This is a genomic window from Actinokineospora lacus, from assembly GCF_053813445.1.
This window is the reverse complement of the sequence record NZ_JBQERA010000005.1, coordinates 340,295-353,365: the sequence shown is the minus strand read 5'-3', so window position 1 is coordinate 353,365 and position 13,071 is coordinate 340,295. Positions and strand designations below refer to the sequence as shown.

The 13,071-nt window shown below is 71.3% G+C and carries 13 protein-coding genes; 3 read left to right on the top strand and 10 right to left on the bottom strand.

Annotated features, from left to right (window positions below):
* Window positions 1-9 precede the first annotated feature (9 nt).
* Genes ACTG9Q_RS14890 through ACTG9Q_RS14870 form a run of 5 tightly spaced genes read right to left on the bottom strand, consistent with a single transcriptional unit; the run spans window position 10 to window position 3,157 of the window.
* Entirely contained in the window at window positions 10-192 is a 183-nt protein-coding gene (locus ACTG9Q_RS14890; protein WP_455573351.1) for a DUF6760 family protein, read from the bottom strand.
* Window positions 189-611 carry a phage tail assembly protein gene (locus ACTG9Q_RS14885; RefSeq protein WP_455573350.1) on the bottom strand — a complete coding sequence of 141 codons (423 nt, stop codon included), beginning with the start codon at window positions 609-611 and terminating at the stop codon, window positions 189-191. The genes ACTG9Q_RS14890 and ACTG9Q_RS14885 overlap by 4 nt, the downstream gene beginning before the upstream one ends.
* A gap of 49 nt (window positions 612-660) precedes the next feature.
* On the bottom strand, window positions 661-1,125 hold the full coding sequence (locus tag ACTG9Q_RS14880; protein ID WP_455573349.1) for a phage tail protein: 465 nt from the start codon (window positions 1,123-1,125) through the stop codon (window positions 661-663).
* Window positions 1,126-1,147: 22 nt separating this feature from the next.
* Window positions 1,148-1,582, bottom strand: coding sequence for a phage tail protein (locus ACTG9Q_RS14875; RefSeq protein ID WP_455573348.1), 435 nt, complete (start codon window positions 1,580-1,582; stop codon window positions 1,148-1,150).
* A gap of 12 nt (window positions 1,583-1,594) precedes the next feature.
* Window positions 1,595-3,157, bottom strand: a complete 1,563-nt coding sequence (locus tag ACTG9Q_RS14870; protein WP_455573347.1) for a phage tail sheath subtilisin-like domain-containing protein — start codon at window positions 3,155-3,157, stop codon at window positions 1,595-1,597.
* Between the two features lie 216 nt (window positions 3,158-3,373).
* On the opposite strand from ACTG9Q_RS14870, the gene ACTG9Q_RS14865 reads away from it, so the two are divergent.
* The 3 genes from ACTG9Q_RS14865 (at window position 3,374) to ACTG9Q_RS14855 (ending at window position 7,278) form a co-directional block, all read left to right on the top strand.
* The gene (locus ACTG9Q_RS14865; RefSeq protein ID WP_455573346.1) at window positions 3,374-4,279 is read left to right on the top strand and encodes a C40 family peptidase; all 906 of its coding nucleotides are present in this window, start codon (window positions 3,374-3,376) and stop codon (window positions 4,277-4,279) included.
* Between the two features lie 226 nt (window positions 4,280-4,505).
* Window positions 4,506-5,336 (top strand): hypothetical protein, encoded by an 831-nt coding sequence (locus ACTG9Q_RS14860; RefSeq protein WP_455573345.1) that lies wholly within the window; start codon window positions 4,506-4,508, stop codon window positions 5,334-5,336.
* A gap of 13 nt (window positions 5,337-5,349) precedes the next feature.
* Complete coding sequence (locus ACTG9Q_RS14855) at window positions 5,350-7,278, top strand: hypothetical protein (protein ID WP_455573344.1); 1,929 nt, start codon at window positions 5,350-5,352, stop codon at window positions 7,276-7,278.
* A gap of 112 nt (window positions 7,279-7,390) precedes the next feature.
* On the opposite strand, the gene ACTG9Q_RS14850 is transcribed toward ACTG9Q_RS14855, so the two are convergent.
* The 5 genes from ACTG9Q_RS14850 to ACTG9Q_RS14830 form a co-directional block, all read right to left on the bottom strand.
* On the bottom strand, window positions 7,391-7,822 hold the full coding sequence (locus tag ACTG9Q_RS14850) for a hypothetical protein (RefSeq protein ID WP_455573343.1): 432 nt from the start codon (window positions 7,820-7,822) through the stop codon (window positions 7,391-7,393).
* A 134-nt stretch (window positions 7,823-7,956) separates the two neighbouring features.
* Window positions 7,957-10,731, bottom strand: coding sequence for a helix-turn-helix transcriptional regulator (locus ACTG9Q_RS14845; RefSeq protein ID WP_455573342.1), 2,775 nt, complete (start codon window positions 10,729-10,731; stop codon window positions 7,957-7,959).
* 459 nt (window positions 10,732-11,190) lie between these two features.
* Window positions 11,191-12,123 (bottom strand): Dyp-type peroxidase, encoded by a 933-nt coding sequence (locus tag ACTG9Q_RS14840; RefSeq protein ID WP_455573341.1) that lies wholly within the window; start codon window positions 12,121-12,123, stop codon window positions 11,191-11,193.
* Complete coding sequence (locus tag ACTG9Q_RS14835) at window positions 12,120-12,545, bottom strand: hypothetical protein (protein WP_455573340.1); 426 nt, start codon at window positions 12,543-12,545, stop codon at window positions 12,120-12,122. Before ACTG9Q_RS14835 ends, ACTG9Q_RS14840 begins: the two co-directional genes overlap by 4 nt.
* 42 nt (window positions 12,546-12,587) lie before the next feature.
* On the bottom strand, window positions 12,588-13,067 hold the full coding sequence (locus ACTG9Q_RS14830; protein ID WP_455573339.1) for a hypothetical protein: 480 nt from the start codon (window positions 13,065-13,067) through the stop codon (window positions 12,588-12,590).
* Window positions 13,068-13,071: the final 4 nt, after the last annotated feature.

Sequence of the window (13,071 nt, the reverse complement as noted above, 5' to 3'; positions counted from 1 at the left end):
CCTCCACTCTCAGAACAGCGCGGGCGGTACGGCCGCCTCGTCCGCGTTCAGCCGGTCGTTGATCCGCCCGACCTCGGCGATGACGGTCGCGCGGGACCGGTGGTCCAGGTCCACCAGTTCGGCCAGGGGCCAGTGCAGGTAGTAGGCGACGTACGCGATCTCCTCCCAGAGCCGGGAGAGCGCGTACGTCACCGTTCCCCCGGGGCATCACCGGCGATGTCCACCGCGAAGTCGTGGCCGCACGATGGGCAGCGGACGTCGGCCTCGGTGTGGCCCTCCTGGTTGACCCGCCGGTACAGGTCCTGGAGAAACGCCAGGTCCGAGGCGAACAGGCTCTCGACCACCAGCGCGTCCACTTGGGACAGGCTCCCCAGCCGGACGACGGTGCGCTCGAGGAGCAGGACGGTGAGGTAGGCCGGGTTCTGCCGGACCCGGGGGTCGGTCTGCGTGGTGATCTCGTCGCGGGCGGTCGCCAGCCGCATCGTGCCCTCGCGGTGCACCGCGCCGTGCTCGTCGACGAACCCACGGGGCAGCACGAACGGGTACTCGGTGCGGAGCGGACCGGCGCTCACCGCCAGGGGCGGCGCGAGCTGGGAGTCGGTGGGGAACATCGGCCGTCGCTTTCGGATCGGGAGTACGGGCCGCTGGGGTCCGCGGGGACTACTTCGGCGCGGCGGTGGTGATCTTCTCGCAGGTGATCTTGACCTCGATGCTGACGACCGAGTTGTCACCGGCCTTCATGCCGGTGATCATCACCTCGGCGCACCACGCGTTCTCCAGCACGTAGACGATCTTGTTGTCCTGGCCGCCGCTCGCGTCGTTCAGCGTGAGGAGCGCGTCGCCGCGCACCGACTTGTCCCCTGCCCTGGCCATGTTGTGCCACAGCAGGAGTTGGTTCGCGCTCGTCTTGTCCAGCGCGGCCTTGAGCGTGACGGTCGGCGGCTCGGTCTTGCCGAACTGCTTGGTGTGGTGGGTGTTCCCGCGGGCGTCGTTGTAGATGTACTCCACCGAACCGACCTTGGACGTGACGCTGCCCAGTTCGGAGAAGCCGATCGGCGGCAGGTGCATGGCCTGGAGGAAGAACTGCGGGGCCGAGACCACCTGGGCCGGTGCTGGCGCGGTCATGTGCCATCCCTTTCGTGCATCGTCAGACCAGGAGCACGGAATCGCACTCGATGGTCGCTTTCATCATCACCACGTTCGCCGAACCCGCGGCCGTGGTGTCGATGTCGAGCTTGGCGCACCACGCGTTCTCCAGCAGGCAGGCGGCGGCGACCTGGCCGCCCGCGTCCATGATCGTGAACCAGGTGGGGACCTTGGCCACGGGGGCGTTCGACCGGGCCAGGGCGTGCCAGGCGAACAGCCGCCCGAAACCCTCCAGGTCCAGCGCCCGCTTCAGGGTGATCGACGGTGGCTTCGCCCGGCCGAACTGCTTGGTGTGGACATTGCCGAGCAGCCCGTTGTAGGAGTACTCCTGTGCCTCGACCTGCGAGGTGAAGCCGGTCAACTCCGAGAACCCGATGCTCTCGGTCCACCCCGCGCAGCAGACGGTGAACCGCGCGGCACTGACGTACTCCGACACCGGGGTGCCCCCTCACTCGTTCAGCGCCGCGCCTTCGGAGTACTGGGCCAGCCGGAACACGACGAACTCGGCGGGCTTGACCGGGGCGATCCCGATGTCCACCGTGAGGATGCCCGCGTCCCGGTTCTCCTCCGGGTTGTTCTCGGCGTCGCACTTGACGTAGAACGCCTCCTCGGCCGTGGTGCCGAACAGCGCCCCGCTGCGCCACACCCGCCGCAGGAACATGCTGATCGTGCGGTCGACCGAGGCCCACAGGAAGTTGTCGTTGGGCTCGAACACGACCCAGTTCGTCCCGTTGAGGATGGACTTCTCCACGTAGTTGAACAGCCTGCGCACGTTGAGGTAGCGCCACTCGGGGTCGCTGGAGAGCGTGCGCGCGCCCCAGATCCGGATGCCCTGCCCGGGGAAGGAGCGGATGCAGTTGACACCCACCGGGTTGAGCTGGTCGTGCTCACGGCGGGTCAGCCCGGATGCCAGCTCGATGACCCCGCGCACCACCTCGTTGGCGGGCGCCTTGTGCACGCCGCGGCTTTCGTCGCTGCGGGCCCAGACACCCGCGACGTGCCCGCTCGGCGGCACCACCACCGGCTTGCCGTCCGGGGCCATCACCTTCAGCCACGGCCAGTACAGCGTGGCGTACTTGGAGTCGTAGCCCGCGTCGTTCATCCGCCAGTCCTTGAGGCGCTGCGGCCTGAGGTCCGGCAGCGGGTCGAGGATCGCGACCCGGTCCGCCATCAGCTCGCAGTGGGCGGTCATCGCCAGCTGCACGGCCTTGACCCCGTCGGTGTCGATGGCGCCGTGCAGGTAGGCGCTCATCAGGTCCGGCACGCACAGCATGGTGATGTCGTCGATCGTCTCCAGACCGGCGAACCCGGTGCGGTCGCCCGCGTCGCCGACGTAGTCGTTCGGCGACACCGAGGCGGGCGACGCGTCGTCCTCGGCGGGGGCGGCGTCACCGCCGCCGCTGAGCGCGACCTGGGTGCCCTTGGCGGGCACCGCGAGGACGTGGGCGCCCTTGGCGTCCTCGACGGCGACCAGCTTGGACTGGCGCAGCGCGGTGACCACATTGGACGGGCCGCGGCGGACAGTGAGGTTGTCGTAGACCTCCTCAGCGTCGTCCTTGCGGATCACCAGCTTGAAGGTGTCCTCGCCAGGCTCGGACGCCTCCTGGATGTCCACCGTCACCCGGTTGCCCTCGGCGCCGGGCAGCAGCGAGCGCACCACGAACGGCCTGCCGCCCGCCGCGCCCGCGAGCTCCGCCGTGGCCACCTGCCCGCTCTCCAGCTCCCGGGGGCGCCCGTCGCCGTTCCCGCCGCCACCCACGCGCACGATGTAGGCCGAGCCGCCGCCGTTGAGGAAGTACCCGTAGACCGAGTGGGCGAGGAAGCTGCCGTCCAGGAAGCCCCCGAAGGCCTGGGTGAACTGCGACCAGTTGGTCACGAGGACCGGCTCGTTCACCGGCCCCTGCTCGGCGAACCCGACGAAGGCCGCAATCGCCGTGCCGACACCTTCGATCGGCTTCGATCCCGACGCTACTTCTTCTGTGTAGACGCCGGGGGACAGATAGGTCGCCATCGCGTCCTCCCGTGGAGAGTTCGATGTCCACACTGTTGTCAGCGCGCGGGCGCGGTCGCAGAGGAAATCGGACCATCAATGGAGCAGCCCGGTGCACTATCGGGCCACATCAGCGGCCTCCGCCTTGCCCGCAACGCTGCGCCTTGGCCTGTACCACCGACGGGGGTGCGCGCCGATGCTGGCCGGGCCACCTCGCCCCGGGGGGAAGGAACGCACGTGCCCGCGAAACGACCGGTCCGGACAGCCGTCCTGGCGGTGCTCATGGCCGCGCCGGTGGTGCTCGCGGGCCCGGCGCAGGCCCGCGCGGACGACCCGCCCACCACCGTGGCGGGTCTGCTCCTGCACTACCAGGAGCTGAGCGAACGGGCCGAACAGGCGAACGAGCGGTCGATGGCGCTGACCGAGCGGATCGCGGCCAACCGGGAAGTCCTCCGCGCGCTGGACCGCGGCATCGCCGAGCTGACCGAACGGCTGGGGACGGTCGCGCCCACACCCGAGGCGGCGCCGCTGCTCGCGCGGAGGGAAGGGCTGCACCTCCGCGCCGCGGGCATCGGCACCGTGACCGGGCACATGCTGACCGAGCAGGGGGCGGTCACCGCCGAGTTGGACACCCGGATCGTCGAGGTCAAGTCCGTGCTCGCGGCGCTGCCCCCGGAGCAGCGGGCCCTGCTCAACGCCAACGCGCCTGCCGTGCCCCCCGCTCCCCCGCCGCCCGTCGGACCCGCGCCCGCACCTGACCTCGTGCCCGCACCGGCTCCCGCGCCCGCAGCGGGGACCTCGGCAGTGGTCGACTTCGCCCTCGCCCAGCTCGGCAAGCCCTACGAGTGGGGCGCCGAGGGCCCGCACTCCTTCGACTGCTCCGGTCTGGTGCAGGCGGCGTTCGCGACCGTGGGCATCGCGGTGCCCCGGGTGTCCATCGACCAGTCCCGGGTCGGCGGTCGCGTTGACCGGGCCGACGTGCGCCCCGGCGACCTCGTCTTCTACTACCAGCCCGTCCACCACGTCGCCATCGCCCTGGACCGCGACCGCGTCGTGCACGCGGCCACCTTCGGCGAACCGGTCAAGATCGGTTCGCTCGACGGCGCGGGCCCGGTCACCGTCATCCGCCGGGTCGTCGGATAAGAGGCGGTGTCCTGCCAAAAGGACGCGCCCGGTGATCAGCGCGCCCACCGTCGGAAGTGGACTCGGCTCGTGTGCCCTCACGGGCACCGCATTGGCCTGATGGTCTCTTCATCCTCGTGGTGGCCGGTCATATGGTGGTCCGACTGGTACGGCCGACGCTCCCACCGCGAATCGGGCCGGGCGCCGACCGGAGCACCACCACCCACCCCGGAGAAGAGGGTGTCCGATGGACGAGGACGTCAAGTGGTTCACCACAGCGGTGGCCCACGACAACGAAACCAAGGCGGAGACGTGGTTCAAGGCCGTGCTCAAGTCCGCCGCGAGCACCGAAGTCAGCGACCTGCGCAGCTTCACCGAGGAGCTGAAGAAGGACACGGACCTCGACAGCCAGGACGTGACCCGGTTCGAGGACGCGACCAAGGACTACTCGGACTACGCCTATGGCGCGGTGACGAAACTGAAGGAGGGCAAGCACAACGCCGACGAGCTCCTCTCCGAGTACAAGGAGGAAACGGGGAGACGCCGCGCCGCGGCGGAGCAGCCCGCGGCGGTGGTGGAACAGCGCAGGCGGGATGAGGGCGGCGGCTTCGACTGGGTGCTCCGCGACGGCCAGGAGGTCCCGGAAGAGGGCTGGGGGGTGCTCGACGAAGGGGGCGGCTTCTACTGGGTCAACCGGGACGGCAACTGGGTGCCCGCCTCGGCGGACTTCGCCACCGTCCGCCAGGACCAGGCGGGATCGCTGTACTACCTCGTGTACCGCAACGGCGACTGGGTGCGGGACACGAGGTTCGTGCCTCCCGCCGGGACCGCGGCCCCGGCCCCGGCCCCGGACGCACCGGTGGCGGCCGCCGTCGCACCGGCGGCGGACACCGCGCAGGCGGCCGCGGAAGGTGAGGCCGAAGCGGCGCAGGACATCCTCGCCGACGACATCGTGAAGCCTGTCATGGCGGAGCTCAGGGCCATGTTCCCCGAGGACAGCGACCAGGAACTGCTGGAGCTGATCAGTGATGTGCTGCCCCAGGCGTTGGAGTCCCACCAGCTGAGCCCGACCGGATGACGAGGGTAGTGAGATGACGCGATCCAAGCCGGATTCCGAGAAGCACGCGGCAGCCAAGCAGGCCATCGCTGCCAGATTGAAGACGGTGGGCCACAAGAAGGTCAAGACCGTCAAGGCCGAGCACGCGAAGAACCCCAGCATCCTGCTCCCGCAGTCGCTGGCGTCGGCCTCCGACGGCAAGGCCAAGAACGGCACGACAGCGGCCGAGGCCCAGAAGCAGGTGGAGTTCGCGAACAACTTCCTGGCGGACGCGGAACCGGTGACCGAGATGTGCCACCGCGTGGCGGAGCGGGTCCAGGAGTTCACCGAGTACGTCTTCATCACGGCGACCGGGCACACCCAGAAGGCCATCAAGAACGCGAAGCACCTGCAGAAGGAGACGGAGTCCTTCGAGAAGGCCCTCCAGGAGAAGATCAGGAAGCCGCGCAGCGACATCAGGAAGGAACTGGCCGCCGAGCACCAGGACACCTCCTCGCTCAACGACAAGGCCGAGGCCCTGCGGGCCAACCGGGCGGTCATGGCGGGGCGGGTCCACGGACTCGGCGTCGCCGCTCGCGAGGCCATCGAGAACCTGGAGGAGGCGGTGGCCTTCGAGATCCAGAAGGCCAACGTCCGCAACAACCCGACGATGGTCGACAAGGGCATCCAGGTGATGTCCGCCGTCATCGACGGCGCCAGCGCCGTCGGCGGGGAGTTCGCCGGGCCCTTCAAACCCCTCGTCACCCTCGCGGGCGGGGTGAAATCGCTGCTGTGGCGGCAGCTCCTCGCCGCCAAGAGCGCCGCGGACGTCAAGGAGCTCAGGAAGAAGGGCTCCGCCTCGGACGCCTTCGACGCCCTGGGGGCCGACCCCGGTCTGCTCGCCGTGCGCGTGGCCCAGAAGTACAAGGACGACTTCGACACGGCCCTCGACCTCATCGGCTCGGTGGCGGGGAACGTCGAAGGGTGGACCGTCATCAGGGTCACGCTCAAGACGGCGGTGCACACCTATTTCGACACCGACGTCAAGAACGCGGTGGCGCAGCACCTGGCGCAGAGCAAGACGAAGGAAAAGCTCCGCACGGCCGACGACGACAGCTACGCCACCATGCTCTTCCAAACGGGGCTCGAGGCCATGAGCGGCCTTCCCGGGGTGGTGGCCGGTGCGCTCAACGGCGCGAAGTTCAACCCCGTCGACTTCGGCTTCGCCCTCGCCCAGCCCTTCCTGGAGTGGATCGCCGAGAAGATCATCGACCAGTTCGACCTGGGGGGCAACGCGCAGATCGTCACCGCGGACCAGCTGCTCGCCGACTTCACCGCACTGCGGAACGCGCACAAGGTGGTCCGCGACGGCGAGCCCGACGCGGTCGAGCCCGAGACCCCCGGCCCGCCCAAGAGGGACAAGCGGAACCGCCGGGTCAGGGAGGTCATGCAGGACAGCGCCGAGACCGACAGCGCGGGCGTGTACTGGTGGGTCCGGATCGGCGACGAGATCGGGAAGATCCACCGGGACCGCACGTTCACCCCGGTCAGCGGCATGGAACTCCGGTTCCCGTCGACGATCGAGGACGGCACGGAGATCGACAAGGTCCTGGGTCCCGCGGGCAGCGACCTGCCGGGCGTGGGGCCGGACTCCTGGATCGTCATCGTCGGCGACCTTGAGGGCCACGTCCCCGGCGACCGCGGCAAGTTCACCCCCATGGCGCCGGTGGAGTTCTCCGACTGGACCGGTCGCGTGGTCAAGGCGGACGGCTACGTGCCCAAGGGCGCGGACAAGGTCGAGGGAACCTGGCACCGGAGCGCGGCGCACGATGGCGGCAGGCAGTACTTCCTGTTCGAGCCCGCGTCGGGTCCGCGCGAGTGGGCGCGACCCGAGGACAAGACCGCGGACAGGGGGATGAGCGTCGCCGACGCGTTCAAGGACAACAAGTCCATCCGCGTGACGCCGATGACCCTGGCGCCCTGATCCCGCCCCCGGGTGCGGGGAGGAAGATGGCCGTCTCCGGTGGTTTCCACCGGGGACGGCCGTTTCCGATGTGGACGGACAAACGCACGCGCGCCGCGCGGGTCGCCGGGCGTCAGCCCGCCATCACGGTGGTGTTGGTGGTGATGAACTCGCCGGTCCCCTGCTTGACCAGCAGCGTGTCCGGGACGGGGCCCGCCGGGGTCGGCTGCGTGGCCGGGGTCTGCACGGTGAACACCACGGGGAACCGCTGGCCCTTCAGCAGGAGGGTCTTCCCGTTGACGGTCTGCCTGGTCAGGTTGGCGGGCAACAGGGTCACCGTCAGCTTGCCCGTCCCCGGCGTGACGAACGGCGGCGCCGTGTAGGGCAGGGGCGTCATCAGCGCTTCGGGGAGCTCATCGCCGAGCAGGCACACGTAGACGTTGTTGACCATGAAACTCGTGCTGGAGCCGCGCAGCGGGACGGGCGCCTGCAGCTGCGGCACGATCGCGGGCGGCGGAACCAGAATCTTGATCATGTCACCGGTCTTGATCACGAAGTCACCCATCGCCGAACCCCTCCCTCCGGTGACCGACCACCCGACCGCGGATCGGGTCCGCAGACACTAACCCGGGCAGGACAACATCGGTAGACACGCGGACAGCCCGATCGCGCACACTTCCCCGACGCGGCTCGGACCCCTCAGACCGCGTTCCCCTCCTCCCGCAGGTAGTCCCGGAGCTGCCGGCGGTTGCGCAAGCTGCCCCGGGCGTAGATGTTGCCCAAGTGGTACTCGACGGTCTTGGTGCTGATGTACAGCTCGGACGCTATCTCCCGGTTCGTGTAGCCGAGCCCGACGAGGTGGGCGATGGAGCGCTCCCGATCGCTGAAGCGGAGCGTCCCGCGCGTGCGCTGCGCGGGGACGGCCTCCTCACGCAGGCAGCGGTCCCGGAAGGGCGTGGCGCCCAGCCGGTCGAACCAGCCGAGCGACCGGCGCCCCCACACGGCCGCGCTGTCGCGAGCGCCGCTCCTGCGCAGCGCGCGGCTGTACGCGCACTCCAGCATCCCCCGGTGCAGGGGCACGTCATCGCGCCCCAGGTCGATGACCGTGCCGCGCTGGTACACCGTGAGGGCGGCGTCCATGTCCCCCCGCTCCTCGGCCAGCCTGCCGGACAGCCACGCGGCGGCGAGGCGCAGGTAGTGGACCTCCTCCGCCGCCTTCTCCAGGTCGGACAGCGCGGTGGCCGCCCCCGCCAGATCGCCGGTGCCGATCAGGGCCTCGACGCGCAGGGGGAGCCACCACGGGCGCAGGATCTTCTTGAAACCGGTCTCGGGCAGCGCCAGCAGCGGGGCGAGCGCGGTGAGCATGCCCGCGTGGTCGGCCCTCGCCTGGGCCAGCACGGCGTGGCCCACGGCGACGGCGGGTGTGGAGAACCGGGCCGGGACCGCCTGCGCCAGCTCCTCGGCCATCTCGATCTGCAACCGCGCCTTGACCCAGTCCCCCCGGCTCGCGGACACCCAGGTCGCCACGACGTGGGCGAAGGCCGCTGCCCACGGCTTCTCCTCGACGGCGACCGTCGCCACCCCCTGCTCGGCGTTGACACCCGCCATCTCCCAGTCCCCGAGGAGGTAGCAGGTGGCCGCGAGCACGGGGTAGGCGAACTCGGTGACCGCGGAGACGCCGGTGTCCCGCGCCAGCCGCAGCGAGGTCGCGATGTCGAGGCGCGCGGAGGTCAACTCCCCGCTCCACGACCTCAGCATCCCGCGCAGCGCCAGGTGGTAGGCGTCGGCGGGCTGGACCCGTGAGACGTGCGGCATCCGGACGAGCCTGCCCAGCTCCCGCACCCCCGCGCTCGCGCCCTCGATGAAGCCCGTGCCGATCGCGGCGTTGCCGATGGCCTTCATCGCCAGTCGGGCGTCGAGGTCGGGCAGGGCCACCACGCGGCGCAGGATCGGCACCGCCCGCTCGCAGTCGTCCATCAGGTGGAGCATGCCCAGCCAGGTGGCGGCCATGGCGAACACCCACCGCGACCCGGCGTCGCCCTCGGCGCCCGCGATGGCCTCCCGCAGGAGTTCCTCGGCCTCCGGTCCGCCGCGGGAGGTGGCGTGGGCGCCCAGCACCAGGCTCCGCAGCGGGCTGGGCGCGCACTCCCGCGCCTCGGGGACCAGGCTCTCGGCTTTGGCGTGGTCATCACCCCAGAGGAACTGCGCGGCGGCGGTGAGCAGCCGCCGCTCCCGGGCGTCGCGGTTGTCCGACACACCCGCCGCCCACAGCAGCAGGGTTCCGGCCCGCCGGAAGCCGCCCGCGGCGAAGTGCTCGTCAGCGGCCCGTTCGAGCTCCTCCGCCAGCGGCTCGCAGGAGTGGCCCGCCGCGGCCACGCGGTGCCGCCATGATGCTTCCCGGGAGACGTGCCGGGCCGCGGTCGAGTGCACCTCCCGCAGGCGCGCCGGTCGCATCGTGGCCAGGATGGCCTCGCGGCGCAGCGCGTGGCTGACCGCGACCGGCGCCTCGGGCTCGCCGGGCCACCACTGGAGCAGGTGCAGTTCCAGCAGGGGTTCCAGCGCGTCCGCGACGTCCTCGACACCCGCGACGTCGCCGACGATGGCCAGCGGTGCGCGGCCGTCCAGCACGGCCGCCGCCTCGGCGAGGCGCCGGGAATCCTCCGGGAGCGCGCTGAGCTGCCTGCTCACGGCCGCGGCGAGGGTGGAGGGCACCGGCAGGGCGCCGCGCCTGCCGACCGCGAACTGCCTGCCGGGGAGTTCGGTCAGCAGGGTCTGGACGTGCAGCGGGTTGCCCTCGGTGTGCGCGCGCAGCTTCTCCACCGAGCCCGCGTTCCACTTGCGGCCCGAGACGTGGCGCACCAGTTCGGCGACCTCGTCCGCGGCGAGCCCCGTCAGCATGAGGCTCAGCTGCCCGTCGGTGTCGCGGATCAGTCGTTCGAGGTCCTCGTCCGTCGCGTGCCCGTGCTCCCATTCCGTTCGCGTGATCAGGATGACGAGCACGGCGTCGGCTTCCAGCCTGCGCAGCGCGAATCCCAGGGCCTGCAGCGATGGGGGGTCGGCCCACTGCGCGTCGTCCACCACCAGCACCACCGGTCCGCCGCGCTGCGCGAGGTCGAGCAGGTGGAGCAGCTGGGCGCCGACCTGGAAGGGCATCCCCGCCGAGTCGATGTGGCGCAGGGCGGGGAACTGGTCCATGGCGGCCTGGGGCACACCGGACAGCAGCTGGCCCATGGCGCCGAAGGCGAGGTCCCGCTCCGACGCGTCGCACCGGGCCTGCATGACCGTCGGCACGGCCGCCCGCGTGGCGGGGCTGGTGAGCCAGTGGCGCACGAGGGCGGACTTGCCGATGCCCGACACGCCGCTCACGACCACCCGCTGCGGCGATCCCGACACGGCCAGCCGGAACGCGCGGCTCAACGCGGCGAGGTACGACCGGCGCCCGACGAACAAGGGGCCATCTGCCCTGGATGTCATAGCGATCCCAACCCCTATGCCACTGAGCCGTCCTACTGGAACGTGAACATCAGGTGAAACTTCACTGCCGCACCGGAGGATCCGGCGCGACCTGAGTTGTCAGTCATGCTCGCTCATGTCGAACCGTTTCGCGATCGATGCGGACGGTTGATCGAGGACATCGCCGAGTTCGGACCGGCGACCTGGCGGGTCGCCCATCCCTGCCGTGGGTGCGTTGAACCATCAACGACCGAGCGAACGGCTTGGATGCGCCATTCCCGGGGGGTTTTGCCGCCCGCCTGTGCGGCGGCGCGGGTCCTGCCGCGACTCCTGACCGACCGTATAGGAGCGTCGAGCTGACAGTGACCAACAGTTCCTGAAGGACAGTCCTGGTGGAAGATCCCCTATGGAACGGGGTTCCCGGACGCCCTGGCACTCTCGGCCACTGGCGGGCGACTCGCACCTGATCGCCCCGGCCCGCTACGGGCCCGTGGGCGGGACCAGGAAGTAGCCGCCGCCCACCGCGAGGAGGTACGGGTTCAGGGCGTCCTGGGGGAGGCGGGACTGGGCCAGGGCGAAGCCCGCGGCGAAGTCGTTCTGGAAGGACATGAAGACCACGCCGTCGTCGGGGCCCTCGCTCCGGTGGTACGCCCAGGAACGGCGCAGCATCCGCGGCGACGGGGCGCCCGCTGTGCGCGGGTTCATGGCGCGGACGTGGGAGTCCAGGGCGGTGACCGTGCCGTCGGGGTCCTCGGAGTAGCGGGGAGCGGCGGTGGCGGGAGAGCCGTCGAGCCAGCCGCCGTCCGGGCGGCGGCCGAAAATGCGGTCGCGGGTCTCCGCGGAGTCGGCGTCCCAGAGGGGGTGCGCCAGCTGGATCACGCGGACGGCGGCCAGGGAGGAGCCGTCCGGGAGCAGCACCGCGCCCGGGTCCACCGGGTTGGTCTGCCCCTCCACGTGGCCGAAGGGGTTGCGCTGCAGGGGTTTGCCGACCCCGTCCACCACGTCGCGGTGGACGGGGGTCCGCCAGGCCGTGGTGAAGGGCAGGCCCGCCAGCAGGGCGTCCATCCGCTCGGCGCTGTCCCGCGCGTCGTCGGACTCGACCTGGAGGAAGGCCGACGGGTTGGCGCGGGCCGGGATGAGGACGTCGCCGGGGAAGGCGGGCATGGCCTGCAGGCCGGGGCTCAGCGCCGGTCCCAGGCCGACCATGACCTCGCCGCCGGACAGCCCGCGCAACGCCCGCGCCGCCGCGGCCGGGTCGCCGGTGTGGGCCAGGAAGGCCACCTCGCCCGCGGGCCGGGGCACGCGCAGGGCTGGGTGCGCCGCCGGGTCGGCGGGCGAACCGCACGCCGACCCGCCGACCAGGCCCGCGAGCCCGCCCAACAGCACCGAGCGGCGCGACGGCCCGCCGGTCACGAAGCGGCCCGGCGGACGCCGACCTCGAGCGTCAGGTGCCCGAGATCGGCGTGCTCCCGCGGGTACCCGGTGTCGGTCTCGACCACGTCCCCCAGGGCGGGGCCGTGGGCGAAGAACGGGACGCGGCAGAGCTCGAACAGCGGGGTGGTCAGGTGGTCGGCGGCCTCCTCGCCCTCGACCTGGACGAACGCGGCGGTGTTGGAGCGCTCTGGGCGGAGGACCCCGCCGGGGCGAGGCGACCTGGGTGGGCCCGCGCCGCCCAGACCCACCCGCGCCCCCGGCTCCCCGCCCGGCGTGCCCCGCAGGGCCGGGCGCGTCCCCGGCTCGTCCTGCTCGGAATCCGCGCCGCGGCGGGCCCGCGGCAGGGCCGAGCCACCGGACCAGGCGAGGACGTTCCTCCGGGGGCAGGTGGTCGGGTGCATGTGAGGCGTCCCGTCGGTCGTGGGAGTTGGTGGTGGGCCGGGTCAGACGACCGGCGTGTAGGCGCCGCCCGCCTGTGCGGCGGAACGCTCGGCGTGCACGGAGGAGCGGGTCAGGAAGCGGCCGCGAACGACCCGGACGAACGACCCGCCCAGCGGGAACACGAGCACGGTGTTCGCCCCGTCCTGACCACGCAGCGCGTGTCCTTTGACCAGATTGTCGAGGAACTCGATGATGTCGCTCTCGACTTCCTCGGCGAACCCGCGCTGCCCTTCCCGCGAGATGTCGTAGAGATCAGTGTCGATCTCGTAGGCGATCCGTCGATCGGTCACCGGGTCCGCCGTCTCGAACGTGAGCCCGAGCCAGCGCGGCGGCCGGACGGACACCTCGGCCCGCCAGGTCGAGCCGACGAGCCGCCAGAGCGACCCCGCGCCGGGCTCCTCGACGACCCGCGCCGACCACGAGGTGGTCGATCGATGTTCGCGCAGGAAGCCGAGGAGCCGCTGGCCCGGTTCGACTGCCATGCGC

Bases quoted from the DNA above. Each gene is read 5' to 3' on its own strand.
- ACTG9Q_RS14885 (WP_455573350.1), bottom strand. From the start codon at position 611: ATGTTCCCCACCGACTCCCAGCTCGCGCCGCCCCTGGCGGTGAGCGCC.
- ACTG9Q_RS14880 (WP_455573349.1), bottom strand. From the start codon at position 1,125: ATGACCGCGCCAGCACCGGCCCAGGTGGTCTCGGCCCCGCAGTTCTTC.
- ACTG9Q_RS14870 (WP_455573347.1), bottom strand. From the start codon at position 3,157: ATGGCGACCTATCTGTCCCCCGGCGTCTACACAGAAGAAGTAGCGTCG.
- ACTG9Q_RS14860 (WP_455573345.1), top strand. From the start codon at position 4,506: ATGGACGAGGACGTCAAGTGGTTCACCACAGCGGTGGCCCACGACAAC.
- ACTG9Q_RS14855 (WP_455573344.1), top strand. From the start codon at position 5,350: ATGACGCGATCCAAGCCGGATTCCGAGAAGCACGCGGCAGCCAAGCAG.
- ACTG9Q_RS14850 (WP_455573343.1), bottom strand. From the start codon at position 7,822: ATGGGTGACTTCGTGATCAAGACCGGTGACATGATCAAGATTCTGGTT.
- ACTG9Q_RS14845 (WP_455573342.1), bottom strand. From the start codon at position 10,731: ATGACATCCAGGGCAGATGGCCCCTTGTTCGTCGGGCGCCGGTCGTAC.
- ACTG9Q_RS14835 (WP_455573340.1), bottom strand. From the start codon at position 12,545: ATGCACCCGACCACCTGCCCCCGGAGGAACGTCCTCGCCTGGTCCGGT.
- ACTG9Q_RS14830 (WP_455573339.1), bottom strand. From the start codon at position 13,067: ATGGCAGTCGAACCGGGCCAGCGGCTCCTCGGCTTCCTGCGCGAACAT.